Here is a 24,879-nt window from a genome sequence, read left to right on the forward strand (position 1 = left end):
CGGTCCAATCCTAAACGACTTGAACGCAACGATTTGAACGCGCCCAGCACTGTGAGGCTGACAGTCTAAAACTCGCCTCAAACGAAATTCCCGAAGATTCTGCTTTTCCTGACACCGTATTCTTGTCAGCCGGGTAATTGAAGTAGGCTCCATTGATCCATTTTCTTAGCAGAAGCGTATCATGCCATACAAAATTCTGTTCTCGTTTGCCTTCCCGTTGATCGCCTTGAACTCCGGTTCATCTTTGCAGGCTGCAGAAAGAGCTGAGGAACTCTTACCTGCTTCAACTGTCTTCTTCGCAGAAATTCACGACCCCTCAGCGACGGTCGAAGGATTTCTCGAACATTCCTATTTCACCAATCTGCAAAAACTCGACGCCTTCAAGCAACTCACACAGAGTCCGCAATATCTTCAAGGGATGACGGGTCTGCGGTTCGTAGAGTTTCAAATTGGCATGAGTTGGCAGAACGCAGTGAAAACACTTTCTGCTGGCGGAATGTCGCTGGCATTCGATGCCAAAACAGAAGGCGCTGCTGTCATTTTCAAAGGGGAAGACCCGGAGAAATTGAAAAACCTGCGAGACAAGGTTATTGACCTCGCCCGGAAAGATGCGGAAAACAAAGGGAACGAAGATCCCTATCAAGTCAAAGAGTACCGTGGGATTGAGGTCTACACGACAAAGGACGGAGGCTTCTTCACTCACGAGAATTGGTTAATTGCGGGCAACAAGGGGGAACTTGGAAAATCGATCATAGATGCATTACTCGATGGACCAACGAAGTCGTTGGCCACGAATGTGAACTTCAAAAAAGCGAAAAAAGCTGTAGGAGCGAGAAATCTTGCATGGGCATTCATTGACCTGGACCCGTTGCGATCCGCCCCAAACAAAGATCTCCAAAAACTGTTTTCTGGAAAAGCAGATAACCCAGCGGGCGAGTTGCTGCTGGGAGGTGTTATGGAGTCGCTCAAAACGGCATCACATCTTTCAGCCTCGATTCATGCTCAAGAGAATCGATTGGCTCTCAATGTTCAGTTTCCATACGTGTCGGCCGAAACCCCGGAACTGCGTGAGTATTACTTTGGACCAGCCGGGACAGGGAGAGCGAAGCCGATTTTGGAAGTCCCTGACATGCTGTTTGGATTGTCAACATACCGGAATGTTTCTGAGATGTGGTTGCGTGGTGGAGATTTGTTCAATGAACAGATTAACGATGGTCTCGCTCAAGCTGACAGTAATCTGTCGACGTTCTTCTCAGGGAAAGATTTTGGACAGGACATTCTGGGAGCCCTCTCTCCAAACATGCAGATTCTCGCGATACGTCAATCCTATTCAGAAGAGGCTCCCATCCCTGCGATCAAAATTCCGGCATTCGCTCTTTTAGCAGAAATGAAAGACCCCAAAACAACCACGCGTGAATTCCGCAGAATCTACCAGAGCTTCATTGGATTCTTCAATGTGGTTGGCGCCATGAACGGACAACCGCAGTTCGAACTCGATTTTGAATCTCTGGATCAGGGCGAACTCATCTCGGCAACGCCGATTCCCGAACTCGGTGAAGAGACCAACAAACAGGCAAAGATCAACTACAACTTCTCGCCAACCGTGGGCTTCTCGGGTGAGCGACTTGTGATCGCTTCGTCGACAGACCTCGCCCGTCGCCTTGCCACTGCGAAGAAGGCAGAGGCCTCAAGTGTTGCCTCAACGGAAACCAACACCGAGATGGTCATTAATGCTGATCAATTACAACTCGCTTTGGACGATAATCGCAGCCACCTGATCACACAAAACATTCTGAAGGAAGGAGCTACTCGTGAAGAAGCGACACAGAAGATTGGACTCTTCCTGGAATTCCTGAAGCTGTTCGAGCAAGCTGATCTGAAATTGTCGACTCGCGATTTCATACTGGACCTCGAAATTGGTGTTCAATTGAAAGAGTAGTTTGGTAACGGCCGCATGTTTCTTTCGAGAAGGAGATCAACCAGATGTTCAAAATTGACCCAACCTGGGCATGGTCCACATTCGAGCCGAAATCTTCGGATTGGACGCGACGTCGAGCAGCTCACTTGTTTCGCCGGGCAGGATTTGCCGCCGCGTCTTCTCAACTCGACGAAGCGATTGAGCAAAAGCCTGCCGAGTTAGTTCAATCGTTGGTCCACCAGCGAAGTGAAACTGAGGAGTATCAATCAGAAATTGAATCTCTGGCAGCTTCGATTCTGGCAAGTGCAGACGTTAAAAATCTTCCTGCGTGGTGGGTGTACCGATTCCTCACGACCAGCGATCAGCTCCGCGAGAAAACGACTCTGTTCTGGCATGGACACTTCGCCACCAGTGGAGAGAAAGTGACTGAAGCGAAGCTGATGTACGAGCAAAACCAGATGCTGCGTGAGCATGCACTGGGGGACTTCTCAAAGATGGTCCATGAGATTGCTCGTGATCCAGCGATGTTGATTTATCTCGATTCAGCGACCAATCGAAAAGCACATCCGAACGAAAACTTTGCCCGTGAGTTAATGGAGCTCTTCTGTCTGGGGGAAGGGCAATATACCGAAAACGATATTCGCGAACTCGCCCGCTGCTTTACTGGATGGGAGATTCGCAACAATAAATATCGCTTCAATCGATATCAACACGATTCTGGTGAGAAAACGTTTCTCGGAAAGAAAGGCAGTTTCGGTGGCGAAGAGGGGGTTGAAATTGTTCTGCAAGAAACCTCAGGGCCATATTTTGTCATTCGAAAGTTGATCAACTTCTTTGTCTTTGATGAACCGCAACCACCACATGAATTGATCGCTCCACTGGCAAGACAATTCGAAGAGAATCAACATCAAATTGGTCCGGTGATCGAAACGATCCTGTCGAGTAATCTCTTTTTCTCCGAGCATGCAATCGGAAAGAAACTTCGGTCGCCGGTGGAATTCTCTGTTGGTTTTCTGAGAGCACTGGAAGGCTCAACAGACCTCTATGCACTCACAACGGGCTTCAATGAACTGGGACAGACCCCATTCTTTCCACCGAATGTGAAAGGCTGGGACGGCGGACGGACATGGATCAACTCCTCAACACTACTCGCGAGGGCGAACTTGATCAGGTCTCTTCTGAATCGTAAAGAAACACGTTTTGCACAAGGAAGCCTCGAAGACTTCCTGCTTCAGAATGATGCAAATTCACCAGCTGAGATCGTCGACTTTTGGGAAGAGTTGCTGATGGCGGTTCGACTTCCAGACAACGTCAAACAGCAAGTTGCCGGGATGATCGAGATGGGCCAGGGAAATCGCGAACAAAGACTCCGTGATGCGTTGCACCTGTTCTGCACGCTTCCAGAATTCCAATTGGGTTGACTCTTTCTCTCCGAATTTTTCGAGAAGCGTGGGACACCGAATTTCAATTCAACATCAAGAGAAAATCGTTTCCAGGAGAACAACCATGGCACTGACGCGTCGACAATTTGTTGCATTGACCGCTCCTGCGATGATGGCGTTTGGATCGGCTTCTCCTCGATTTCTCGCTCATGCTGCCGAGAAATCAAAACAAACAGGAGATGAGAAAATCCTCGTTGTCGTTCAAATGTCGGGAGGAAACGATGGCTTGAATACCGTTGTCCCGTTTGACAACGATGAGTATTTTAAAGCCCGTCCAAAACTTGCAATCCCCAAAAGCGATGTCTCCAAAATCAACGACGAACTCGGATTTCATCCAGCTGCGAAGGGGCTAAGCGACTTACTTGAGCAAGACCGGCTTGCGATCGTCCAAGGAGTTGGATATCCGAACCCGAATTTGTCTCACTTTGAATCGATGGATATCTGGCATACGTGTTTACGAAAGTCGGATCAACGTCCGGACGGCTGGTTGGGCCGGGCCATCGATTCGATCCAGGTTAACGAACCTCTTGATATCCCCGCGCTGCACTTCGGAAATCGCAAACAACCTTTTGCCTTGGCATCGCTTCAGCATCGCGTCCCCTCAGTCAAGTCGCTGGAGCAATTTCGACTCGAACTCAAGCAGCGGGAATCGCTCAGTGAAATTCGCAACAGCGTGAACGCCCAACGTTCTCAGTCAAGCTCGTTGCTGGACTTCGTACAGACCAGCACCGACACAGCAATCGATGTCAGCGAGAGGTTAAAAGACGTCACCAAAAACTATCAAACAGACGTCACTTATCCGGAATCACCACTTGGAGATCAGCTGAAAACGGTTGCACAGTTAATCGACGCGGACCTTGCAACACGGGTGTACTATGTGGAAATTGACGGATTTGATACGCACTCCCAACAAGCAGAGGCACATGCCAGCCTGCTCCGCCAAGTTGGTGACTCCCTGTCGGCTTTCATTGCTGATGTGAACCAGCATGGGCATGGAGACCGTGTGCTGGCTTTGTGCTTCAGTGAATTCGGGCGACGTGTCGCTGAGAATGCCAGTGCCGGTACCGACCATGGCCGCGCAGCTCCGTTGTTCCTCGCTGGGAACAATGTGAAATCTGGACTGATTGGAAGGATGCCCAGCCTGGAAAAACTTGAAGAGGGCGACCTCAAATTCCACACCGACTTTCGTGAAGTCTATGCAGGCATCTTAGAAAACTGGCTCGGAACGCCTTCCGGCGAAATTCTTCACGAAAGCTATCGCCCCGTTGATTTCTTGAAGACCTAGAGCATATTCACGGCTGGTCTGCAGATATTCCCCTCCGGTGACTCACCGGAGGCTAAATGAGTCACTGCAGACCCGATTGAAACTTGCTCTAATCGATACTGAAGACCAGTCCGCAACATGCCCTATTCCGCGGTGAGTGCTTCAAGCCCTATTCGGTGGCAGTAATCTCCGAAGGCTTCGTCCTCATTTCTTTCAGACTTGTATCGAGCAAAAACAGGCGAAAGCGTGCTCACAATCTCTTCTTGCGGGACCATGTCTGCATAGATGAATCCGATGCGCAACCCCTGAGCATTGCCACCTAAGTAGATGGTGTACTTGCCGCGTGCTTTCCCAACCAGACCAACGTCTGGAGTGTACGGTCGAGCACATCCATTTGGGCATCCGGTCATGTGAACAGTGACCCGCTCTTCGCTCAATCCATGTTCTTTCAGAAGTCCGTCGAAGTCATCCATCACGCTCGGCATAATCCGTTCGGATTCGGTCACTGCGAGTCCACACGTTGGAAGCGCCGGGCAAGAGATCGAGTAACGTCGTGACAGGCTCAAATCATCTGCAAGTGCAATTCCATGTTCTTTCAAAATCGATTCGATATCTGCTTTGTCAGCAGGATCGATATCACACAGAATCATCCCTTGGAGAGCAGTCAGACGCGCATCCATGCCATACTTATTGAGCAGGACTCGGATTGCGGTCTTCAAGCGAAAATCGCCTTCATCTTTGATGCGGCCATTCTCGACATTGATACCCAGGAACAGTTTGCCGTCACCCTGTTCATGCCAGCCCATATGGTCATCCACATCAGTCACGTCTGTCGGATGAGGCTCTGGAAGGGATGCACCGTAATACTCTTCAACTTTGGCTTTGAATTTTTCTAAGCCCCAATTGTGAATCAGGTACTTCATACGTGCAAATTTACGATCGACACGATCCCCAAAGTCACGTTGAACTTTAACGATGGCTTCACAAACTTCCACGATTTGCTCAGTTGTGGCGAATGCCATCCGCTTCCCAACTGCGGGGAAAGTTTCTTTTTTGGCCGGCGTCATCCCTTGCCCGCCACCCACCAGAATGTTGTAGCCGATGATCTTGCCATCTTCGACAATCGTCATCAGGCCCAAATCCTGAGTGTAGATATCGACGCAATTGTCTTCTGGAAGTGCAATTCCGAATTTGAACTTTCGTGGCAGATAAGTCTTTCCATAAATCGGCTCGACAAAATTCACTTCGGCGACTTTGGTTTTTTCACCATCTTCGTCTGTCAACCAGGTTTCTGAATAGGCTGTACTTTTTGGAGCAAAGTGCATCGCCAGTTTCTTGGCTAATGCCTGCATTTCATCGTGGATCGGACTGTTGTGGTGTGGTGCCGGGCAACACATAAAGTTTCGGCAAACATCGCCACAGGCAGAAAGTGTGGAGAGCTTGCTTTCGTTGATTCCGCGAATCGTCGATTTGAGATCCCCTTTCACGACTCCGTGAATCTGAAATCCCTGCCGGTCGGTGATCCGCAACGTCTCGTTGCCATACTTGTCGCACAGGTCAAGTTCCGCCAGAAACTGAGCTGCCGTAACTTTTCCACCAGGAATTCGGCTTCGCACCATGAAGCTGTATGACTTGGAACCGCCTTTCCGCTCGTCGCGATTATCCTGCTGATACGTTCCATGGAATTTCAGTAATTGGAAGTTGTCACTTGAAACCTGGGGGGCGTCGCTAAGCAAATCCTCTTTAATGGACCCTCGCAAATACTGGCTGTCCCCTTTGATTCCCTCCACCTTGCTGAGCTTTTTGTCAGCCATTCTTCACTCCAAACTACTGGTTCATTAAAGGTGAATTGACATCCTGAAACTTCGATAAGCAGTCCAACAGGCTTCTGTAAAGACATCGAAGGATGTGTCAATTCGAGTTCAACAGGATACGGCGCGCTATTTGTATTGAGAGCGCAGCGACACTGTCTCCTCTGAACAAAGATTAGCAGGTGAACAATCAAAGTGTCGAGACCTGCCTTTTTCTGAGAATATCAGCTGTTGTTGATAATATTTCATTCGTTCCTGTGAGAATGGACAGTTCAATCAACCTGAATGTTCAGTGAAACTTAAAATTCTCGGAGCTCGAATTTCAAAACTGAGATGAGACCAGCAAAATAAAATTTGAGAACGATTGCACACCGACCAGTGAAAATTGATACAAAATATTGCGTTGGCCTTCACAAATCGAGGGTCAGTCCAATTTCAGCCTCTGGAGTCATGCCTGTAAACTCTCAGAATCGTGAGGAACTGGGATTCGTCTCTACATTTCTTGCCACGCAGACCGAATGAACGGCTTGATTCAGTTCGCAGGCAAGAACTAGAGTGATACTTGAGCACGTCTCAGTCGCGCTCAGAAAATCATCTCCTCAGCTTTGATCGGTTCAGAAAGAAACACCATGGAACTGCTGGAAACACTCACACAAACTCCTTCTGTCCCCGGCCGCGAAGAGCGGATTCGAAAAGTCATCGAGGATTATGTGACCGAGAAGGGGCTCTTCGATGAAATTAGGACTGATCCGATGGGGTCCCTGATCTGTGTTCGCAAATCGCGTCCGCAGGATGGCAAGACGATCGAGAAGCCGCTCAAGGTCATGCTGGCTGCCCACATGGATCAGATTGGTTTTCTTGTTTCACACGTCGGTGATGATGGATTTTTGCGTGTCAATCCGGTCGGTGGATTTGATCGGCGAAACCTGTTTGCTCGCCGAGTCAAAGTTTGCACATCTTCTGAAGACCTGCGAGGAGTGATGAACCCCGGCGGTCGTCCGATCCATATCGCCTCAGACGATGAGAAGAACAAAATCCCGGAGATCAACGAGTTCTTTATCGATCTCAGCCTCGATCCGGAAGTTGTTAAGCAGAAAGTCAAAATCGGCGATATGGTCGTCCTGGAAGGCCCATTCTCTGAAGTTGGTGACTCCGTTGTTTCTCAATGCCTCGACAATCGGATTGGCTGCTGGGCTGTGATTCGAGCAATTGAAAAATTGAAACATCATGACTGCGAAATTCACGCCGTCTGGACAGTTCAGGAAGAAGTTGGCTTGCGAGGAGCGATTCCGGCATCATTTGAAGTGGCTCCTGACATCGGTCTTTCGTGTGATACAACACTCTGTTGCAAAATTCCGGGCGTCCCTGAAGAACAACGCGTGACGGTCCCCGGAGATGGAATCTGCTTGAAGATCATGGACTCTTCAACAATTGCCGATCTCAAACTCCTTGAGCAAATTGAAGCGATCGCTGAGAAAAACAACATCCCTTGTCAACGCGGCGTCCTTCCGCGTGGTGGTCAAGATGGAGCCGCCATTCAGCGTTCCCGCTCAGGTGTCCGCGTGGCAGTCTTTGCCTGCCCGGTGAAGTACATTCATACCGTTACCGAAATGTCGCACAAAACCGACCTGATGGCGTACCCGAATCTGCTCGCAGCCTACTTGGAACAGCTGTAATGCTCGCCTGATTTTCAGATGCAGCATTTGAGAAAACCGTCTCGAATGTTTCTGGTGCTGAATTTCAAAAGCACTGAGTTGATGCAGAATGGTACTGTGTGTGGAGGCTTTCCCGGCGGGAACGCCTCCACCAGCCGTCACTCAAAAAAGCCAGTGTGAGCGAAGGTCGACCAGTGGCGAACTCTATGGTTGCAAACCTACATTTTTTCGCAGACTTCGATTCCGAGTAGCTCCAGCCCCTGCTTGATCACGCGACCAGCAAGGTCGATGAGTTTGAGACGGCTGTGCTTTGTGGTTTCGTTGTCCGCTTTCAGGACGGAGCATTTCCCGTAGAACGTTGTCAGTTCGCCAGCCATCTCGAAGAGATATTGCGTCAGTAAATTCGGTCGACACTCGCTGCCGACACTCTCTAACGCTTCACCGAACCGGCACAACTTCAAAGCAAGAGACCGTTCTGCCGGATCATCGAGGTGAATATTAAAACTCGATGATCGTAGTTCGTTGAGATCAATTCCGCCTCGGCGAAAAATTCCGTGAATTCGAGCGTAGGCGTACTGCATATAAGTTGCGGTATCGCCGGTGTTCGCCAGCATTTTGTCCCAGTCAAAGACATAATCGCTTTCACGATTGTGATGCAGGTCGGCATATTTAATGCCGCCGATCCCAACGATTTCGGCAATCGCTGTGCGTGTTTCTTCATCGAGTTCAGGGGCCGGATTGCCGTCGGCATCCGTTTTTGAATCATCATTGCTGGCGACAACTTCTCGCGCCTTGCGAACTGATTCATCCAACAGACTTTCCAAGCCGACATTGTCTCCCGACCGGGTTTTGAACGGTCGACGATCTTCCCCCATGACGGTTCCGAAACTGACGTGCTGAAGGTCAATCTTTGTGTCCAACCACAACTCAACCGTTTGCATCAGCAATTTGAAGTGCTCACTTTGTCGGGCATCGACCACATACAACACGACCTCCGCTCCTAGCTCCTCCACACGGTATTTCACCGTCGCCAGATCGGTTGTTGCATACGTAAACGCTCCATCAGCTTTCTGCACAATAAACGGAGCTGCGTTCCCTTCGATGAAGACGCACTTGGCACCATCACTCTCTTTTGCCAGCCCTTTCGCTTCCAGATCGGCCACAACGTCTGCGAGCATCGGGTTGTAATAACTCTCGCCGAGAGTTTTGTCGAAGTGAACATTCAAACGGTCATAGACCGATTGCAGAGCAGTCAGACATTGAGGCAGAAATTCATCCCACAGCTTCTGATTCTCAGGGTCTCCTCCGTGCAACTTGGCTGTCTCTTCGCGAGCAAGCCGCGCAATGTCGGGGTGAGCATCCGCGAGTTGCTTGAGGTTCTCGTCCGCCTCGATTTCGACGACCCGTGAATTCAATTCTTTGAGTGACTCGCGAGCTGCGACGAGTTCAGTTCGTTGTTTTTTGAGTGCTTTCTTTTGTTTTTTGTCGCTCGGATCAGCACTTGCTTCCGCCGCCTCGAGCGCACCTGCGAGCGTCTCGATTCGTTGTTCTTCCTGAGGGATTTTCACAACCGCAGCGTGATAATCACTGAGAGTGTTGACCAGTCGATAAAGTCGAGCCAACTCGCCAACGGCGTCCGCTTTATAGGCGGCCTCGTCAACAAAATGTTTATATCCGTAGATGATCATCCCAAACTGGGTTCCCCAGTCACCGATATGGTTGTCGCTGACGACGGAATGTCCCAGAAATCGAAACGTTCGCTGAAGTGAATCCCCAATCACGGAGCTTCGCAGATGTCCGACATGCATCGGTTTCGCGACATTGGGCGAAGAGAAGTCGATGACGTACTTCCGCGGAGTTTCTACTTCCGCAACGCCGAGGCGTTCATCCTTGAAGGCATTGTTCGTGAGTGACTCAACAACTTCGTCTTTAAGTCGCAGGTTGATAAACCCCGGACCGGCGATTTCAGGCGGTTCGCACAAATCGGAAACATCCAACTTCTCGACAAGACTGGCTGCCAGTTCACGCGGATTGACCCCATTTTTCTTGGCGAGCGGCATCGCACAATTGGCTTGAAAATCACCAAAGCGAGCGTCTTGGGACACCTTCACCATCTCAGCGAATGGTTGTGGATTTTCCGTAAAGTCTTCAAGAGCTGGAAGAAATCGAGCTTGGAGTTCGTGCAGAATGTTCATGTTCGGTGGTCGCAGCCAGCGAAGAGATCAGCTCTCAATGCGAATTGACCTGAGGCCGCTGGTTGAATTGCAAGGGATGATGATTTAGGGGGAGAAAATTGGCTGAGGACGATCAAAGAACTCCTGAACCGATTTTCGGCTCAGAGCATCTTTCGAATTGGTCTACAGGTTCTGCCTCGTGGCGAACAGCAATTCTATTGATGAAACGCGTTCTTAACGGGCACACGGTAGAGCAAATCGCTCTAGAATAACAACTCCGAAGCAGCGAGTGCAGACTGGTTCCCTGAAGAAATTTGATTCGCGAGCATCTTGTTTTGCCGAACACTTTTGAGACCCGCTCGATAAGACCTTCATCAATCATTGATCCTGACAAGGGGCTCGTGAATCGATTCGCGTTTCGAGTGAAGAAACGTCCGGCGAATGCCTGAAATCAGTGAGTCGTGGCAATCTGTTTATTGCGTTGATTGATACGGAGTTCGGATTGAGTGGCGAAAGCAGGCCACTCTGCAGGAGTTTTGACCTTTGCTTCATTAGTAATTACGCGACGACTGGCGGCGAGGTAGTCTTCACTCGCTGGGTTGTCGAACCGATTTTTCGGCCCCCAAATCTGTGCCAAGTCGTCCTGGTAGAGTAATGACCAGTCCTCCTGATGGCGATTCATGACTCTGACAGAGGGTTCTTGCAAACGACTGATGAGTATGAGTTCAGGATTTTTAAAGGAGAGAGCTCGCGAGGAATCAATCGGTCCAGACTGTGAGCTTCTGTGCCGTGGTCCTTCGTAATCTTCCCCAAAAGTGAAGTCGAAGTAGACATCAATGATTTCTTGTGGGTAGCAGGTACGGAAGCGGCCATCGATGGCAACTGTCGAATCCATCTTCTCGTTGGCAAAGAAACCGATGGCATATTGAGCCCAGTTGAATGTGACCACAGTACGACCTTCGAGGCCATGCTCCGCCATAAACTTGAATGCGTCGACAGGGTACTTGTCGCGAGGGACATTGAGTGTTCCCAGCTTCGGAGCCGTCGCAACTGCAACGGAAACGATCCAGATTCCAAGAACTCCCTGAACCAGAATCGGACGTTGCCAAAGTCGTTTCGACGCAGGCTTCTCCTCAGTTTTCTCTGCAAGTTTCTTCTGTTCGTTCTTAAGATCCGCCAAGAACCGAACAGCGACATCGTTGATTTCGACAGCGAACCAACTGGCCCAGAGGATCGCCAGTAATGGGAGATGTCGAATGTGGCTGATGGCTTGCGTTGCAATCAATCCGAAGACAATGAGCTGGACCCAATCGGCCCGTTGACGCACTTTCGCCGCCAGGAGAACGGTAACCACCATCACCCAGAATCCGACCACCTCGCGGCTGAAGCTGAACAACGATGGGGATTCCCAATCGCCGATTTCAGGTCGCGGTTCATGCAAAGCCCCCCACATCCATTGATGCAGTTCAATCCCGTATGGAGTCAGCAAAGTTGCAGCACAAATTCCAAAACCGACGATCGGCAATATCGCCAGTGCCTTACGGGTCTCAAGTGAGATTGCCTCACCATTTGAGCGGCTCCAGACTTTCGATAAAATGAGCTCTATGAATCGTAATCCGAGACAGGCGATTGCGACACAAACTCCAGCTGCAAAACTGCCATGAGTGTTCGCCCAAATTGCGATCAACGGAAGGAGCCAGAAAAGCTGAAGCAATCGTTTCGTTGAAATCTCTCCTTGTTCATCCCTCTGAAAGCACCAGAACAATAACGCACTCATCATCCCGAAAAAGACATAGCCAAAGATTTGCGGACGAAAGTGCCAGTGAAACTGAATAGAGAATGCAACGACCAGACAAATGAACGCAGCGACGATCTGATGCACGCCATTCACACGGGCACGCCACCATATGATCCCAAGTAAGATCCAACCGAACAAATATTTCCCGAACGTCAGTCCGCGCGGACCAAAGGCATTTGTGACGGACGCCATGACCAGTTCAGCGATGTTTTCATGATTGATCCAACGCGTTCCTTCAGCCGTGAAGGACCAAGTGTTCGTTCGCGGCAGAACGCCCTCTTCAAGGATTTCCTGACCGTACTGCACATGTCCCCACAAATCTGGATCGGCGAAGTCCATCGCCATGATCAACCCACATGTCGACAGAACAGCCACAGCGAACAAGATCTGTATCGATCTCGTCGAACCTGAGTTCACGTCAGTTTTGAGAGGGGAATTCGAGATTGAGGAGATCATTGCTGTCACAGCTGTCAATAATTGTGCTGATTATGGAATTCGACGGAATTGCTTGCCTGAAACCGATCCGGAAACGATTGAAATGCTCACTTGACTCACTCTTTAAGAGAGCAAGCTCAGGTTTCAGGGGCAGTTCTATACCATTCTTCGAATTGGTGTTCTCGTTCTGCCTCGTGGCGAACAGCAATTTCGCTTGTGAAACGCGTTCTTCACGGGCACGCGGTAGAGCAAACTGCTCTAAACGTACCTCATAAAAAGGGGTTGTGACGAAACGATGCAAAAATTCACCAATTGTAGGAGCAGCAGGTTTCGTGTCGGAGCACAAAGAAAATCGGCCGCAGACCGAAAGTCGCCCAGCATTTCAAATGCGGACGATGTTTTCGTTCGTCAGCCAGCTCCAAAGTTCACGTTTCTCTTGGGATAAAAGATCACTTAATCTGAGTCCGACCCGTTCAGTGGTTAGAGCAGTTTGCACCAGAACCAGTCTGAAAACCTCTGGAATATCCGCTTTGCTTAACGTTTGAGAGAGCAATTTTAAGCTTCAGGATCAGTTCTAAGATGTGTCCGTGAAGAATTCGTTTCTCTAATAAAATTCCTGTTCGTCACTTGGCAGAACCTGGACACCAATTTACAAGGCATTCTAAAGTTAACGACAATCACCGTCCGTCTAAAATTGCGGGAAATCAGCGCAGACGCCGGGCTGTAAAACTGTTATCACATCACACGCTTAACTCATTTCAAAACAATGACTTCGGACGGAGTCGAAGATCTATGTCAGTACCTGTTTCTCAAATGTGGACGGTTGCGTCGTATGTGGTGAAGCAAAAGCTTCAACGACGGAAACGATATCCCCTTGTCTTAATGCTGGAACCGTTGTTCCGGTGCAACCTTGCATGTGCAGGGTGCGGGAAAATTCAACATCCGACAGAAATTCTGAAACGTCACCTGTCAGTCGCGGAATGCCTCAACGCTGTCGACGAATGCGGGGCTCCAATTGTTTCAATTCCAGGAGGCGAACCGCTGCTCCATCCGGAAATTGATCAAATCGTTGAGGGCATGATTGAGCGTGGCAAGTACGTTTACCTCTGTACAAACGCCATTTTGCTCGAAAAGAATCTGCACCGATTCAAGCCCTCGAAGCAGCTCTCCTTTTCTGTTCATCTGGATGGACCAAAAGAAGACCATGATGCCGCCGTCTGTCGGGAAGGGATTTATGACATTGCGATTCAGGCAATTCGGACAGCCGTTGACCAGGGCTTCCGCGTGACGACGAATACAACCGTCTTTAGCCACGGTGATCCTGAGCGGCTGCGAGGGATGTTCGACACACTCATGGAGATCGGCGTCGAAGGGATGATGCTCTCTCCCGGATACCAGTACGAGAAGGCTCCTGATCAGGAGCACTTCCTTTCTCGCGATCAGACGACCAACTTATTCCAACGCATTCTTGGCAACGCGAAACGGTCCTGGGTCTTCAACCAGTCCCCGCTCTTTCTGGAATTCCTGAAGGGGAAATGGGATCTCGAATGCACACCTTGGGGAAACCCAACATTCAACCTGTTTGGTTGGCAGAAACCATGCTATCTACTTGAAGAGGGTTACGCTGATAGTTTCCAGGAATTGATGGACTCCGTCGACTGGGACAGCTACGGAAGAGCCAGTGGAAACGAAAAATGTCAGGACTGCATGGTCCACTGTGGCTACGAACCGACAGCGGTCGATGCCACTTTTGGAACACTCTCCGGATTTGCGATGTCTGCCTGGAGAACTGTTTTTGGTCCGGGAAAAGATATCATTCCTGAACCAATTGAGGCATCCGCACCGAAGGCTTCCAATCTGGTCTCACTTGAAATGAATCTCTCCTCCCCATCCGGTTCGAAAGAAGAAGAGACTCATTCAGTAGCGTGAGCCCGTCCCTTTGGGACTTCAGTCGCTATCCGAATCTTTGTGCTTGAGTGGATCGAATTCTGTCGCGAGTTTCCCAATGGGCCGGGTCACTCGATGGACAACATACGGTCCAGAGCGAAAAACGACCGGCTGCGAGAACGGGAAAAGTTCAAAACCGTCTTCAGGAAACGCTTCGGGAAGTTGCGTTTCAGGATTATTCAGAGTTTGAAGTTCTTCTTCTGTCATTCCAGCTTCGGTGAGGCTGCTGACTGCAAACTTGTGCTGGCATTGCTCGAGCGCGAGTGAGATCTCCTCGGTCCGGCTTTTGAAGAGACGTGCCAATGTGTCGAGAAAGACATATCGAGTGGACGGGTTGATTTCCAACTCCGGATAAATCTGAATTAAGTGATTTGTATAAACCGTGACCTCGCCGTCTTGAACTCCCTGTTCTTTCAGATAGGCAATAACTGGTTCAAGATGTTCCCAGCTCGGTTGAGGATCGACCTGAATCTTCTTCCGCAGTTCCATTGATGGTCCTGAACTGACGCAGTCCCACCAGGAACTAAGCCGAACCGGAGAGAGTACCGGCGAGGTCAGCACGACCAACAGACAAGCGGCTGCAAAACCTTTCCAGGCAATCGACCGAAATTGTGATGGAATCTTAATACTTAATGAAATCGCCAAAGCCAGAACCAGTGCTGGCACATGAACATACATGAACGGGTATTGCAACACGAAGACCTGCACCAGCCAGCCAATGTAAAGTGCAATAAGCAGGAGTAAACGTGGCTGTCGCTGTGACTTCTCGATGATATTGGTTTGGATCGTCCGAGCCGAAACGATGAGAGCGACAACATGGGCCCAACTCCACGGGAAGAAGACGTTCCATAATCCGACCATACGATCAGCTGTCAATCGAGAACGCCCGGTCGAGACGTACTCCGGATTCCACTCAAGTTGCATCACCCAAAACGCGTCCCAGGCTTGAGTCTGAATCAACCAGAGCGAACCGAGAATTCCCATGAGGATTCCACCCGCGAGGACTCCACTGGTTTCAATTGCAATGCGAATTCGTTTTTTCGTGAGCCAAGCCGACATCAAAATTACGCAGAGAGCCGGCACAGCAATGTGCGGTTTAATCCAGAATGCAATCGACCAGTAGATCCCTTCAAGGAACGCTGAAGCAACAATCTGCTTCGAGGAGAAGTCTTCTTCTCTTTTTTCCAATCGGGAAACTCGACACTGCACCGCAAGCAAACAGGGCAAGAGCATCCAGAGATCACGCTGGCAGTGACACCATTCCAGAAGCCCCAAATAAAACGCAAAAACAGACAATGTCAGCAAGGCTGATTGAGTCGTAAACAGAGATTTACCGCGGCGCGAAATCATACGCGAGAGAATAGCAATGATACCACTAACGACAGCCAGATCAAAGACTCGTAGAACAACATCTGACCAACCGAAAATGCCGCGTACAAGCATATGAACCCACACAACACCAGGAAGGTTTGGTTCGACAATATCTTGATACAAAACGCCACCTTCCAGCGCACAGCGGGCCTGCAAATCGTAGATGATCGTATCGAGAGTCAGATGCAAGCAAAGAAAAACGGGAACATTGATACCCAATAGCACGAGAACAACTCCCCAAACGATCCGTTGTGAAACGGACATCGAACTCCAAAGTTCATTCAGTTTGGAAGGAGAAGTTTCAGTCATGAATTTTGAAAGCCGTCGCGATGAAAGAAGCGGGACCTGAAAAAAAAGAGTGTGGAATTAGCAGCGTGGATTAACACAGTGAAAGAAAAGCATGAAATGAGGCTGATCCAGAAGCAGTAAGCTTTCGACCCTAAAACTGTTTCGATGAAGAGACCTTTAAATAAGTAGCTCTTGTTCCCAGAGGGAGCCAGTATTCATTGTAGCACTCTCCCAATTGCTGACGTGTTGCAAATTCGCATCACGCCAAACCGTTACAACCAACACAAGCTGAATGGTTTACCAGATAAGTCGTTGCGGAAAAGCAACGTAACGGACTCATTCCTGCATCCCGGTTCTTTGTGAGGTAGATAATTTTAGAACTGATCCGAAAACTTGTCGTTGCCCCCTCAAATATCAAGAAACGGCACATAGCAGAGGTTTCTGGATAGGTTCTTAGAGCATGAAACCTTTCTCCCCGAATCAGAACGAACGGCACTCCGATGCAGGTCGAACATCTCGAAGAACTGAAAGAACTGGAAGAGTCCTATTGGTGGCACGTCGCTAAAAGGGACCTTGCGGTCAATTTACTGCAGAAGTATTTCCCCGCTCCCGGGAAACTGGTTGAAGGTGGGATTGGCTCGGCTCGCAACCTGATCACCTTTCAGGAAATGGGTTATGAAGTCAGCGGATTTGACGTCATGCCCGAATCGATCGAGACCGCAAAATCCCGTGGCCTCTCCGCTCAGCTTCACGATCTCGCTTTGCCCTGGCCTGTCGAAAATGAATCATTGCGAGCGGTCGTTCTTCTCGATGTGATTGAACATATCGAAGATCCCGTCGCAGTTCTGCAAAACGTGTCGAACGCTTTAGCTCCCGGTGGTGGAGCGATTGTGACAGTCCCTGCTTATCAATGGATGTTCAGCGATTGGGACAAAGCACTCGGGCACTATCGACGTTACACCATGAAAATGTTGCGCGCTCAAGCGGAAGAAGCTGGGTTGAAGGTCACCAGTTTGACGCACTGGAACGCGTTCACTCTCCCAGCTGCCATGGCTGTTCGAAGTTGTGAGAAAATCTTCCCGAAAGGTCGCTCGGCGGAGTTCCCAAGAGTTTCCAAGTTCACAAATCAGATGCTTCTCAACTGTGCAGCCGCCGAACGCTGGATGATGAATCGTATACCCGTTCCGTGCGGGCTCTCTGTTGTAGGAGTTCTTTCGAAATGATTAACGCCCGATCGACAGCCGCGCAAAGACGCGACGTTCACCAGCGGTTAATTTCGGTTGTGTTGCCGGCGTTCAATGAAGCGGATGTCCTCAACGACCTTTACAAGTTGGTGCAATCCGCCCTGAAAAAGTGCGGTCCTCGCTACGAAATCATCTTCATCAACGATGGTTCGTCAGATTCCAGCGACGAAATTCTTGATCAACTGGCAGCGAATGATCGTTGTGTTCGAGTGATTCACTTTTCAAGAAACTTTGGGCATCAATCGGCGGTTCAGGCGGGGATTGCCCATGCTGCTGGCGATGCTGTGATCGTGATGGATTCAGACCTGCAAGACGACCCAAACGCGATTGTTGATTTCGTCCAGAAATGGGAAGCTGGCTACGACGTTGTTTATGCGGTCCGACATGGTCGCAAAGAAAACATTGTCAAACGATCGTTGTTTCATGCATTTTATCGTGTCCTGAACGCAGTTTCGTCGACCAAAATTCCAATGGACGCTGGAAACTTCGGCCTGATGGATCGCGCAGTTGCGCAGGAAATTATGCGACTGAAGGATCGAGACCGCTACTTCTCCGGGCTACGGAGTTGGGTGGGCTTCAAACAAATTGGCATCCCTGTCGAACGTGGGCGGCGTCATGACGACACTCCACGCGTTTCGATGTTTGGCCTGTTTCGTCTGGCGAAGACCGCTATCTTTTCGTTCTCAACAGTTCCACTTTCAATCTTTTACGTGATTGCAGGTGTCGCCTTGCTGACATGTGCAGGTGTCACGGGCTTCACGCTGTACCATAAACTCTTCACCGGCCTAGCCGTTCCTGGGTGGGCCTCGATTACGATTGTGGCGTCACTCTTGGGAGCGTTGAACGCCTTGGGAATCGGAATTATCGGAGAATATGTGATCCGTATTTACGATCAGGTCCGAGCCCGACCATCGTACATCGTGGGCGAAAAAAAGAATTTCGACGAGCCTGTTCAATCGACTAGCCGCGAAGAGCAACTTCTCGACTGGCTCGAAGAAAACTGGCAAAGCCCACTTCAGGAAGTGAGCAAAATTCATTAATAAAAGATGCAATGCCGTACACTTTATAGGTACGACACTGCATGTTTTCACTGAACATCTTCTCATTTAATATCATTATTGAAATAGCTGAAACGTTTCTGATGGAACGTGTGCTTCTTCAAGAATGCGGGCCATCTCTTTGACGATCTGAGGATGTTCCGACGAAACGTCATTCTCCTCGCCGATGTCTCTGCTCAAATCGTATAATTCAATGGGAGCCTTGGGGTTCTTTTTGAGATTGGTACGGACAGCTTTCCAGTCTCCCTTTCTGGCAGCTTGAGATTTCCCTCGTTCGGTGAATTCCCAGTACAGGTAACGATGCTGCTTTTGAATATCAGGGTTCCCGGTCAGTTCATCAAGAATCGAGATTCCATCGATATTTGCAGGAGCTTCCACACCAGCGATTTCACAAAACGTCGGGAGCATGTCCCAATGTGCAGAAATCAACTTCGAGCTGGAACCGGGCGCGATCTTTCCCTTCCAGCTTGCCAGCAACGGGACTCGAATACCCCCTTCGTAAAGATCTCGTTTATGTCCTTTGAATGGGCCATTCGAATTGAAGAACCCGGGATCATGGCCTCCTTCTTTGTGTGGTCCATTATCTGATGAGAGCAACACGATTGTGTTCTCTTCCAGTCCCAACTCTTTGAGCAACTGCTGCAGTGCCCCGACTTGTGAATCGAGACGTGTCATCATTCCAGCGAACGCTGCGATCGGATTGGTGATCGTCGTCCCGGCGTATTTCCCTTGAACATTTTCAAACTGTGGGAACTTTTCCCGGTACGGAGCGACTGAATCTTCCGGAGCCTGCATCGCTGCATGAGGAACAGTGACTGGCAAATAGAGGAAGAACGGATTCTCTTTGTGCTCCCGAACGAATTTTAAGGACTGCTCAAAAATTAAATCGGCCGCGTAGGTCTTCCCGTCGAGTTGAACAAACTCATTGTTCGACCACAAATGGTCAGGGTAATAGTTATGAGCTTGTCGCTGACAATTGTAGCCGTAGAAGACATCAAAATGCTCCATCGGATCGGAGGTCGACCCGGGTGCTCCCAATCCCCACTTTCCAAACATCCCTGATGTGTAGCCGGCCTTCTTCAGCAACCTCGGAATCGTCATCACATCACTCGGCATCGGGGCTTGCCCCTCTGGTTTCACTTCACGGTTTCCTCGGACGACACAATGGCCGGTATGCTTCCCGGTCATCAGCGAACAGCGAGTCGGGGCACAAACTGTGCTTCCTGAGTAGTGTTGAGTGAACTTCATGCCTTCTTTGGCGATGCGGTCGATGTTTGGAGTTTCAAATTTTTTCTGACCGTAACAGCTGAGGTCTCCATACCCGGCATCATCGAGTAAGATGTAGATAATGTTCGGCTTCGGTCTCTGTTCCTCGCCATGAGCGTTTGTGACGACTCCCAGCAGAGTTAACGCAAAGAACACAAAAGAGATTGACCGAAAGTTCATCAGAAAACCTGTACATGGGGTGAAAGACAACAATTTGCGCCCCGGAGAATATCACTCACGGGATTGATTCAACCAGTCTGCTCATGAAATAGACGCTTTCACGGAAGACTTCAAGCCTCCCGCAAATCAAACTCGATTGCACTTCATCGGCGATTTAGAACAATGGCAGGTGTCCAGCCAAGTTGCCTTTAGAACAATAAGAACGACGATTTATGAAAGATCAAAAATACGACATTATTGTCATCGGCAGCGGTCCTGGTGGAGAAGGAGCCGCCATGCAGGCGGCAAAGCTTGGCAAATCGGTCGCCATGGTGGAGCGAGACCTTCCCATCGGCGGCGGCTGTACGCATCGCGGGACGATTCCGAGCAAGGCTCTGCGACATGCCATTTTTCAGGCAACAACTCTCCTCAATAACAAGCTCTTTCGTGATGCCGGACTTTCCCGCCTCCCTGAATTTCCAGAACTGCGAAAGACCGCAGGCAGCGTGATTGAAAAACAGGTCGAGATGCGGATGGGGTTCTATGAGCGGAACGATGTCGATATTTTCAAAGGAACGGGAAGCTTTGTAGACGCCAACACCTTAAAGGTCATCGATGAGTTTGGCGGGAAGCGGACGATCGAAGCGGGCGCCTTCGTAGTCTCAACCGGCTCCCGACCTTATCGCCCGAAAGACATCGAATTCAATCATGGCCGCGTCTTCGATAGTGACACCATTCTCGATCTTTCCGAAACCCCTCGCTCAATTACCATTTACGGTGCAGGAGTCGTTGGATGTGAATATGCGTCAATGTTTCGCAACATCGGCTCGAAAGTGAATCTCGTAAACACCCGAGACCAGTTGCTGGAATTCCTTGACGACGAAATTTGTGACGCGCTCAGCTACCACTTGCGAGATCGTGGTGTGTTGATTCGTAATCGGGAAGAGTACGACCGCGTCGAGCCGGTCGACGACGGAGTCATCCTGCATTTGAAATCGGGTAAGCAAATCAAAACAGATATCCTCTTTTGGGCGGCCGGTCGCAGCGGAAACACCGACGGCATGGGGCTCGAACCGCTTGGAATCGAGGTTAACTCGCGAGGACAAATCCCGGTCAACGCAGACTTTCAATCCACGGTGCCTCACATTTACGCAGTCGGAGACGTCATTGGACCTCCCGCGCTTGCGAGTGCTGCCTATGTTCAAGGACGATATGCAGCTCACCACATGATTCATGGTAGCTGTGAACGAGCGATGATTGAGGAGATTCCGTCAGGAATTTACACCTCGCCAGAGATCAGTTGCCTCGGCAAAACAGAACGAGAGCTGACTGCAGAGGGAGTCCCGTATGAAGTTGGACACTCGATCTTCAAGAGCCTCGCGCGTGCTCAAATTACTGGTCAAACTGTCGGCATGTTGAAACTGCTTTTCCACCGCGACACACTTCAGCTTCTCGGCATTCATTGCTTCGGCGCAAACGCCTCGGAGATTATCCACATTGGTCAAGCAATCATGTCTCAGCCTGCTGAGCACAACACGCTCATGTACTTTGTGAATTCAACATTCAATTACCCTACCATGGCGGAAGCTTATCGAGTGGCGGCATTGAATGGATTGAACCGATTGTTTTAAGCAGAATTGAATAAGCGTGAGCGGGCCCTGGTGAATCCCTCTCTGAAAGTTTTCAATCCACGAAAGTCGCTGAAGAGTTAATAAGGAATATCCATGTCCACCGTTCGAGTGATTGCTTCGGCAAACGGATTGCAGGCAACTCGACTTGCTTATGAACAAATTATCAACGGGGCAGATCCGTTGGCTGCTGTCGTTGAAGGTGTCACTCTTGTTGAAGATGACCCGGATGATTTGACGGTTGGGTATGGTGGGCTTCCGAATGAACAGGGTGTGGTCGAACTCGATGCCGCAGTCATGCATGGTCCGACTCATCGTTCTGGCGGAGTTGCGGGACTGAAAAATGTTCGCCACGCAGCACGACTCGCCAAGCTGGTTCTTGAGCAGACTGACCACTCCCTGCTCGTTGGCGAAGGAGCAAATGAATTCGCCAAAGCTCAAGGCTTTCCGGAAGAAAACTTGCTGACAGAGAAAGCTCGCAAAATCTGGTTGTATTGGAAGCAGACCAATTCTACGCGAGATGACTGGATCCCGCCGCCCCCGGAGCAGCTTGACGACGAGGTCAAAGCGTTCTTCAAACTCGTCGATGATCATGGCCCCGCAGCGACTCACAGTTACCAGCGGAGCGAAGCCATCGATCGACCGACTGGAACGATCCACTGTTCTGCGATTAATGCCGCTCACAATCTCTCGTGTGTCACCACCACCAGTGGGCTCGCATTCAAAATTCCCGGTCGAGTTGGAGACTCCGCTCTCATCGGTGCGGGGTTGTATGTCGACAACAAAATTGGAACCTGTGGCAGTACCGGTCGAGGAGAAGAAAACGTCCGCAACTGCTCATCGTTTGGGGTTGTTGAATTGATGCGAGGCGGGCTCTCTCCCAAAGATGCTGGAACAGAAGTGATGCAGCGACTTGTCGAGCATGTCACCGAGTCCCATCTGCTCGGAAAAGATGGGCGTCCGAATTTTGGTTTGAAATTTTATGTCCTGAACAAGTCTGGTGAGTACGCCGGAGTTTCACTCTGGGGACCAACAAAGTTTGCAGTCACGGACGAGTCAGGCACACGACTGGAAGAGTGCTCGTACTTGTTCGACAAAAATTAGCCGAAGATTTCAGCTGTTGGAAAAATGTAAACTTCCCCGGAAGTCGTTATTCAGTGTAAAACGCTCTTGAACTCGACATGCGAATTTCTGTGAGAGAATTTTGTATGGCGTTGAAGAGTTGTTGTGACTCTTCCTCTGTTGGTTCACGTGTCACAGAAACAGAGACCGGCGACTCCAGATCTGCTTCATCGTAGGTGATCTGGTCGACGAGCCCTTCAGGGGCTCGATCGAGAACCAGCTTCTTGAGGAAGTCGAGGTACGAATCGATGTTTGTTTCTGAACACTGGCAGCTATCGCCCTCACGTAGTGCGACCAAGTGAGATTCTGCGCTGAGTGCGTCGGGATGGGATTTAGGAAGTGCGAGTAAGGACTCTTCCAAGAACTCAACGACACCCTCCGTTTGTCCGGCATGTTGCAGAAAGATTCCATATGCACAGAGAGTTCTCCCGAGAAGTTCCTCGTTGCCCGACTTCCTTGCGTTTCCGATTGCTTCTTGGTGCATCTGTTTCGCAGGTTCAATACGTGCTGTTTCCGCAAGATGAATGGCGTAATTTCTTTGCACTTGTGCTTGGGAAGCGGGAGGTCCATTCTGGCTTGAGACGCGAAGGGCGGACTCGTAAGCGTCATCCGCCGAAGAAGTCTGTCCGGCATCGGTGTACGCCATCGCCATGCCGAGTAATGTATTAACCGACTCAGGATGATGCTCCCCGATGTTTTCCATAATTCTCTGAAAGGCTGCGATGCGTGCGGGATGGTTTTCAACTTGCCGTGCCAAATTGGAAATTGCCACATCAATTTCCTTGAGCTTTTGCAGGTCTCGCGGTTGGCTGGATGCATAGAGAGGTCTCAGCTTCTGATAGAGACCCAGAACCATATTCGGTTGATGAGTACGACTCATGCGATGGACCACTTCCGGAATTTCCGATTGCAATTTGGCTGGCAGGTCTGACCAGTTCGGAAAGATATCCTCTTCGTTTTGCGCTTGAAGAATGATTGATTTCAGTGCAATTTCTTCGATGACAGATGAATTTTGAGCTTGCTGGTCGATCTTGATCGCTTCCTCAATGAGAGGAAGTGCTTCGTCCGGTTTTCCGGCACGGGTGAGTGCCTCAGCACATGACGTCAACCCGCAGGCATAGCCGGAGTGGTTTCTACCGAAGAATTTCTCACGTCTGTTGAGACTCTCCTGGAGCAGTTCGACGGCCTCGCTGTGGACTCCGTTTTGCGAAAGTGCGACTCCCAGGTTCTCTTGGAATGTCAACAGATCCGCCGTCATGGATTCATCAGCCTCCGCAATTTCACAGGCTGTTCGCAACAGCGGAATCGCTCTTGTGTTGTCGTCCATCCAGAGGAATAGCATTGCCTGATTAAAAAGGGCCAATGCGTATTCACGACTCGTCGTCCCAGCCTCTTGCGAGACCTGCTCCACCAGTGAAACCATCCGCTGCTCGGCGTCCCATGTTTGGCCAGTTTCGAGCAAACGGGCAGCATCGCTGAGAGCTTCTTCAATCGCTCTTTCCATCGGAGATTGCTGCTCCATATTTGGGTTATTGTTTGCGGAGGGCTTCCGAAGAAGAAAACCGAGGACGCTTAAAACAATTCCGATACCAACGGCCACTCCGAGCCACAACATTTTCTACTCCAAAGTCGATGCGAGTGAATTACTCAAACTTGAGCCGATCTTCCCAAAGACGGATAAAAACGGCAATGCCGGTCAGTTTCTCTATTCAGTTTAGGAGAGATTCAAGGAGCTTAACGAACATGCCGATACAAGTTCGAGAAGAGGCGACTTCGATTTACAACGACGAAGCGACAGCATGCCGGCCCATGGAGAGATTCACATGCGACCACGTTTAAAACTTTATACGGGCGAAGAAGAGACATTCGATGCACCACCAACGATGACGATTTCCTTCGGGGAATTGATGCGAATCGTTGACGAGGCTGCTCAGAGAAAGCGTTCCTGGATGAACGATTTCTCTCACGATGATGTCACAATCACTGAAGATCTCTACGAAGTTCTCACAGAATATGCACGTCTCAGACCGGGTGCGTAGTTCCGTAGCGGGCATCTTGACTTAAGAGAAGATGCCGGATGTTGCAACTTCAAGGAAATGACGGATTGAAGAGCAAGGTTGAAAAAGACTTGCTGACTTCATTGCCTCATGTTCGATGCTAAAGCAAATCCAATTTCAGTAATTGCATTCCATCTCGTGGTAAGCGGTCACTGAACCCATGGATGTGAACTTCTCCCGGCACGAAACGCATTGAAATTGCTGCAGATCTCCAAGTCTCTTGCCACGCAGCGTACAACTCT

The 24,879-nt window shown here is 49.8% G+C and carries 17 protein-coding genes; 11 read left to right on the forward strand and 6 right to left on the reverse strand.

Annotated elements, in window-relative coordinates; all coding sequences use genetic code 11:
• Nucleotides 1-181 precede the first annotated feature (181 nt).
• From Mal48_RS14640 to Mal48_RS14650, 3 genes are all read left to right on the forward strand, one after another.
• A complete protein-coding gene (locus Mal48_RS14640; protein WP_145200925.1) occupies nt 182-1,939 on the forward strand; it encodes a hypothetical protein in 1,758 nt (585 codons plus the stop codon).
• 44 nt (nt 1,940-1,983) lie between these two features.
• Nucleotides 1,984-3,339, forward strand: a complete 1,356-nt coding sequence (locus Mal48_RS14645; protein ID WP_145200928.1) for a DUF1800 domain-containing protein — start codon at nt 1,984-1,986, stop codon at nt 3,337-3,339.
• An 85-nt stretch (nt 3,340-3,424) separates the two neighbouring features.
• A complete protein-coding gene (locus Mal48_RS14650) occupies nt 3,425-4,645 on the forward strand; it encodes a DUF1501 domain-containing protein (protein ID WP_197441721.1) in 1,221 nt (406 codons plus the stop codon).
• A gap of 122 nt (nt 4,646-4,767) precedes the next feature.
• Here Mal48_RS14650 and Mal48_RS14655 read toward each other — a convergent pair whose 3' ends face one another.
• A complete protein-coding gene (locus Mal48_RS14655) occupies nt 4,768-6,438 on the reverse strand; it encodes an NADPH-dependent assimilatory sulfite reductase hemoprotein subunit (protein ID WP_145200934.1) in 1,671 nt (556 codons plus the stop codon).
• Between the two features lie 626 nt (nt 6,439-7,064).
• Between Mal48_RS14655 and Mal48_RS14660 the strand changes: the two genes are divergently transcribed.
• Complete coding sequence (locus tag Mal48_RS14660; protein WP_145200937.1) at nt 7,065-8,111, forward strand: M42 family metallopeptidase; 1,047 nt, start codon at nt 7,065-7,067, stop codon at nt 8,109-8,111.
• A 197-nt stretch (nt 8,112-8,308) separates the two neighbouring features.
• On the opposite strand, the gene argS is transcribed toward Mal48_RS14660, so the two are convergent.
• The gene (gene argS, locus Mal48_RS14665; protein ID WP_145200940.1) at nt 8,309-10,285 is read right to left on the reverse strand and encodes an arginine--tRNA ligase; all 1,977 of its coding nucleotides are present in this window, start codon (nt 10,283-10,285) and stop codon (nt 8,309-8,311) included.
• Nucleotides 10,286-10,715: 430 nt separating this feature from the next.
• Nucleotides 10,716-12,407 (reverse strand): hypothetical protein, encoded by a 1,692-nt coding sequence (locus Mal48_RS14670; protein WP_145200943.1) that lies wholly within the window; start codon nt 12,405-12,407, stop codon nt 10,716-10,718.
• Here Mal48_RS14670 and Mal48_RS14675 point away from each other — a divergent pair.
• Nucleotides 12,406-12,612, forward strand: a complete 207-nt coding sequence (locus Mal48_RS14675; RefSeq protein ID WP_145200946.1) for a hypothetical protein — start codon at nt 12,406-12,408, stop codon at nt 12,610-12,612. The genes Mal48_RS14670 and Mal48_RS14675 overlap by 2 nt on opposite strands.
• Nucleotides 12,613-13,289: 677 nt before the next feature.
• A complete protein-coding gene (hpnH, locus tag Mal48_RS14680; RefSeq protein ID WP_145200949.1) occupies nt 13,290-14,426 on the forward strand; it encodes an adenosyl-hopene transferase HpnH in 1,137 nt (378 codons plus the stop codon).
• 18 nt (nt 14,427-14,444) lie between these two features.
• Here the strand turns inward: hpnH and Mal48_RS14685 are convergent, their stop codons facing one another.
• Entirely contained in the window at nt 14,445-16,079 is a 1,635-nt protein-coding gene (locus Mal48_RS14685) for a hypothetical protein (protein ID WP_145200952.1), read from the reverse strand.
• 524 nt (nt 16,080-16,603) lie between these two features.
• Here Mal48_RS14685 and Mal48_RS14690 point away from each other — a divergent pair.
• Both Mal48_RS14690 and Mal48_RS14695 read left to right on the forward strand, forming a co-directional pair.
• Entirely contained in the window at nt 16,604-17,326 is a 723-nt protein-coding gene (locus Mal48_RS14690; protein WP_145200955.1) for a class I SAM-dependent methyltransferase, read from the forward strand.
• Entirely contained in the window at nt 17,323-18,387 is a 1,065-nt protein-coding gene (locus Mal48_RS14695; RefSeq protein WP_145200958.1) for a glycosyltransferase family 2 protein, read from the forward strand. The genes Mal48_RS14690 and Mal48_RS14695 overlap by 4 nt, the downstream gene beginning before the upstream one ends.
• 75 nt (nt 18,388-18,462) lie before the next feature.
• On the opposite strand, the gene Mal48_RS14700 is transcribed toward Mal48_RS14695, so the two are convergent.
• Nucleotides 18,463-19,851, reverse strand: coding sequence for an arylsulfatase (locus tag Mal48_RS14700; protein ID WP_145200961.1), 1,389 nt, complete (start codon nt 19,849-19,851; stop codon nt 18,463-18,465).
• Between the two features lie 212 nt (nt 19,852-20,063).
• Here Mal48_RS14700 and sthA point away from each other — a divergent pair, with 212 nt between their 5' ends.
• Entirely contained in the window at nt 20,064-21,461 is a 1,398-nt protein-coding gene (gene sthA, locus Mal48_RS14705; RefSeq protein ID WP_145200964.1) for a Si-specific NAD(P)(+) transhydrogenase, read from the forward strand.
• Nucleotides 21,462-21,554: 93 nt separating this feature from the next.
• A complete protein-coding gene (locus tag Mal48_RS14710) occupies nt 21,555-22,562 on the forward strand; it encodes a N(4)-(beta-N-acetylglucosaminyl)-L-asparaginase (RefSeq protein ID WP_145200967.1) in 1,008 nt (335 codons plus the stop codon).
• 46 nt (nt 22,563-22,608) lie between these two features.
• Here the strand turns inward: Mal48_RS14710 and Mal48_RS14715 are convergent, their stop codons facing one another.
• Nucleotides 22,609-24,195, reverse strand: a complete 1,587-nt coding sequence (locus tag Mal48_RS14715; protein ID WP_145200970.1) for a tetratricopeptide repeat protein — start codon at nt 24,193-24,195, stop codon at nt 22,609-22,611.
• A gap of 208 nt (nt 24,196-24,403) precedes the next feature.
• On the opposite strand from Mal48_RS14715, the gene Mal48_RS14720 reads away from it, so the two are divergent.
• The gene (locus tag Mal48_RS14720) at nt 24,404-24,619 is read left to right on the forward strand and encodes a hypothetical protein (protein WP_145200973.1); all 216 of its coding nucleotides are present in this window, start codon (nt 24,404-24,406) and stop codon (nt 24,617-24,619) included.
• Nucleotides 24,620-24,879: the final 260 nt, after the last annotated feature.

It is taken from the genome of Thalassoglobus polymorphus, assembly GCF_007744255.1.
Taxonomy (GTDB): domain Bacteria; phylum Planctomycetota; class Planctomycetia; order Planctomycetales; family Planctomycetaceae; genus Thalassoglobus; species Thalassoglobus polymorphus.

Bases quoted from the DNA above. Each gene is read 5' to 3' on its own strand.
- Mal48_RS14695 (WP_145200958.1), top strand. From the start codon at position 17,323: ATGATTAACGCCCGATCGACAGCCGCGCAAAGACGCGACGTTCACCAG.
- Mal48_RS14655 (WP_145200934.1), bottom strand. From the start codon at position 6,438: ATGGCTGACAAAAAGCTCAGCAAGGTGGAGGGAATCAAAGGGGACAGC.
- Mal48_RS14640 (WP_145200925.1), top strand. From the start codon at position 182: ATGCCATACAAAATTCTGTTCTCGTTTGCCTTCCCGTTGATCGCCTTG.
- Mal48_RS14700 (WP_145200961.1), bottom strand. From the start codon at position 19,851: ATGAACTTTCGGTCAATCTCTTTTGTGTTCTTTGCGTTAACTCTGCTG.
- hpnH (WP_145200949.1), top strand. From the start codon at position 13,290: ATGTCAGTACCTGTTTCTCAAATGTGGACGGTTGCGTCGTATGTGGTG.
- Mal48_RS14685 (WP_145200952.1), bottom strand. From the start codon at position 16,079: ATGTCCGTTTCACAACGGATCGTTTGGGGAGTTGTTCTCGTGCTATTG.
- Mal48_RS14660 (WP_145200937.1), top strand. From the start codon at position 7,065: ATGGAACTGCTGGAAACACTCACACAAACTCCTTCTGTCCCCGGCCGC.
- Mal48_RS14670 (WP_145200943.1), bottom strand. From the start codon at position 12,407: ATGGCGATGGACTTCGCCGATCCAGATTTGTGGGGACATGTGCAGTAC.
- Mal48_RS14720 (WP_145200973.1), top strand. From the start codon at position 24,404: ATGCGACCACGTTTAAAACTTTATACGGGCGAAGAAGAGACATTCGAT.
- Mal48_RS14690 (WP_145200955.1), top strand. From the start codon at position 16,604: ATGCAGGTCGAACATCTCGAAGAACTGAAAGAACTGGAAGAGTCCTAT.
- Mal48_RS14650 (WP_197441721.1), top strand. From the start codon at position 3,425: ATGGCACTGACGCGTCGACAATTTGTTGCATTGACCGCTCCTGCGATG.
- argS (WP_145200940.1), bottom strand. From the start codon at position 10,285: ATGAACATTCTGCACGAACTCCAAGCTCGATTTCTTCCAGCTCTTGAA.
- sthA (WP_145200964.1), top strand. From the start codon at position 20,064: ATGAAAGATCAAAAATACGACATTATTGTCATCGGCAGCGGTCCTGGT.
- Mal48_RS14645 (WP_145200928.1), top strand. From the start codon at position 1,984: ATGTTCAAAATTGACCCAACCTGGGCATGGTCCACATTCGAGCCGAAA.
- Mal48_RS14715 (WP_145200970.1), bottom strand. From the start codon at position 24,195: ATGTTGTGGCTCGGAGTGGCCGTTGGTATCGGAATTGTTTTAAGCGTC.
- Mal48_RS14675 (WP_145200946.1), top strand. From the start codon at position 12,406: ATGATCAACCCACATGTCGACAGAACAGCCACAGCGAACAAGATCTGT.
- Mal48_RS14710 (WP_145200967.1), top strand. From the start codon at position 21,555: ATGTCCACCGTTCGAGTGATTGCTTCGGCAAACGGATTGCAGGCAACT.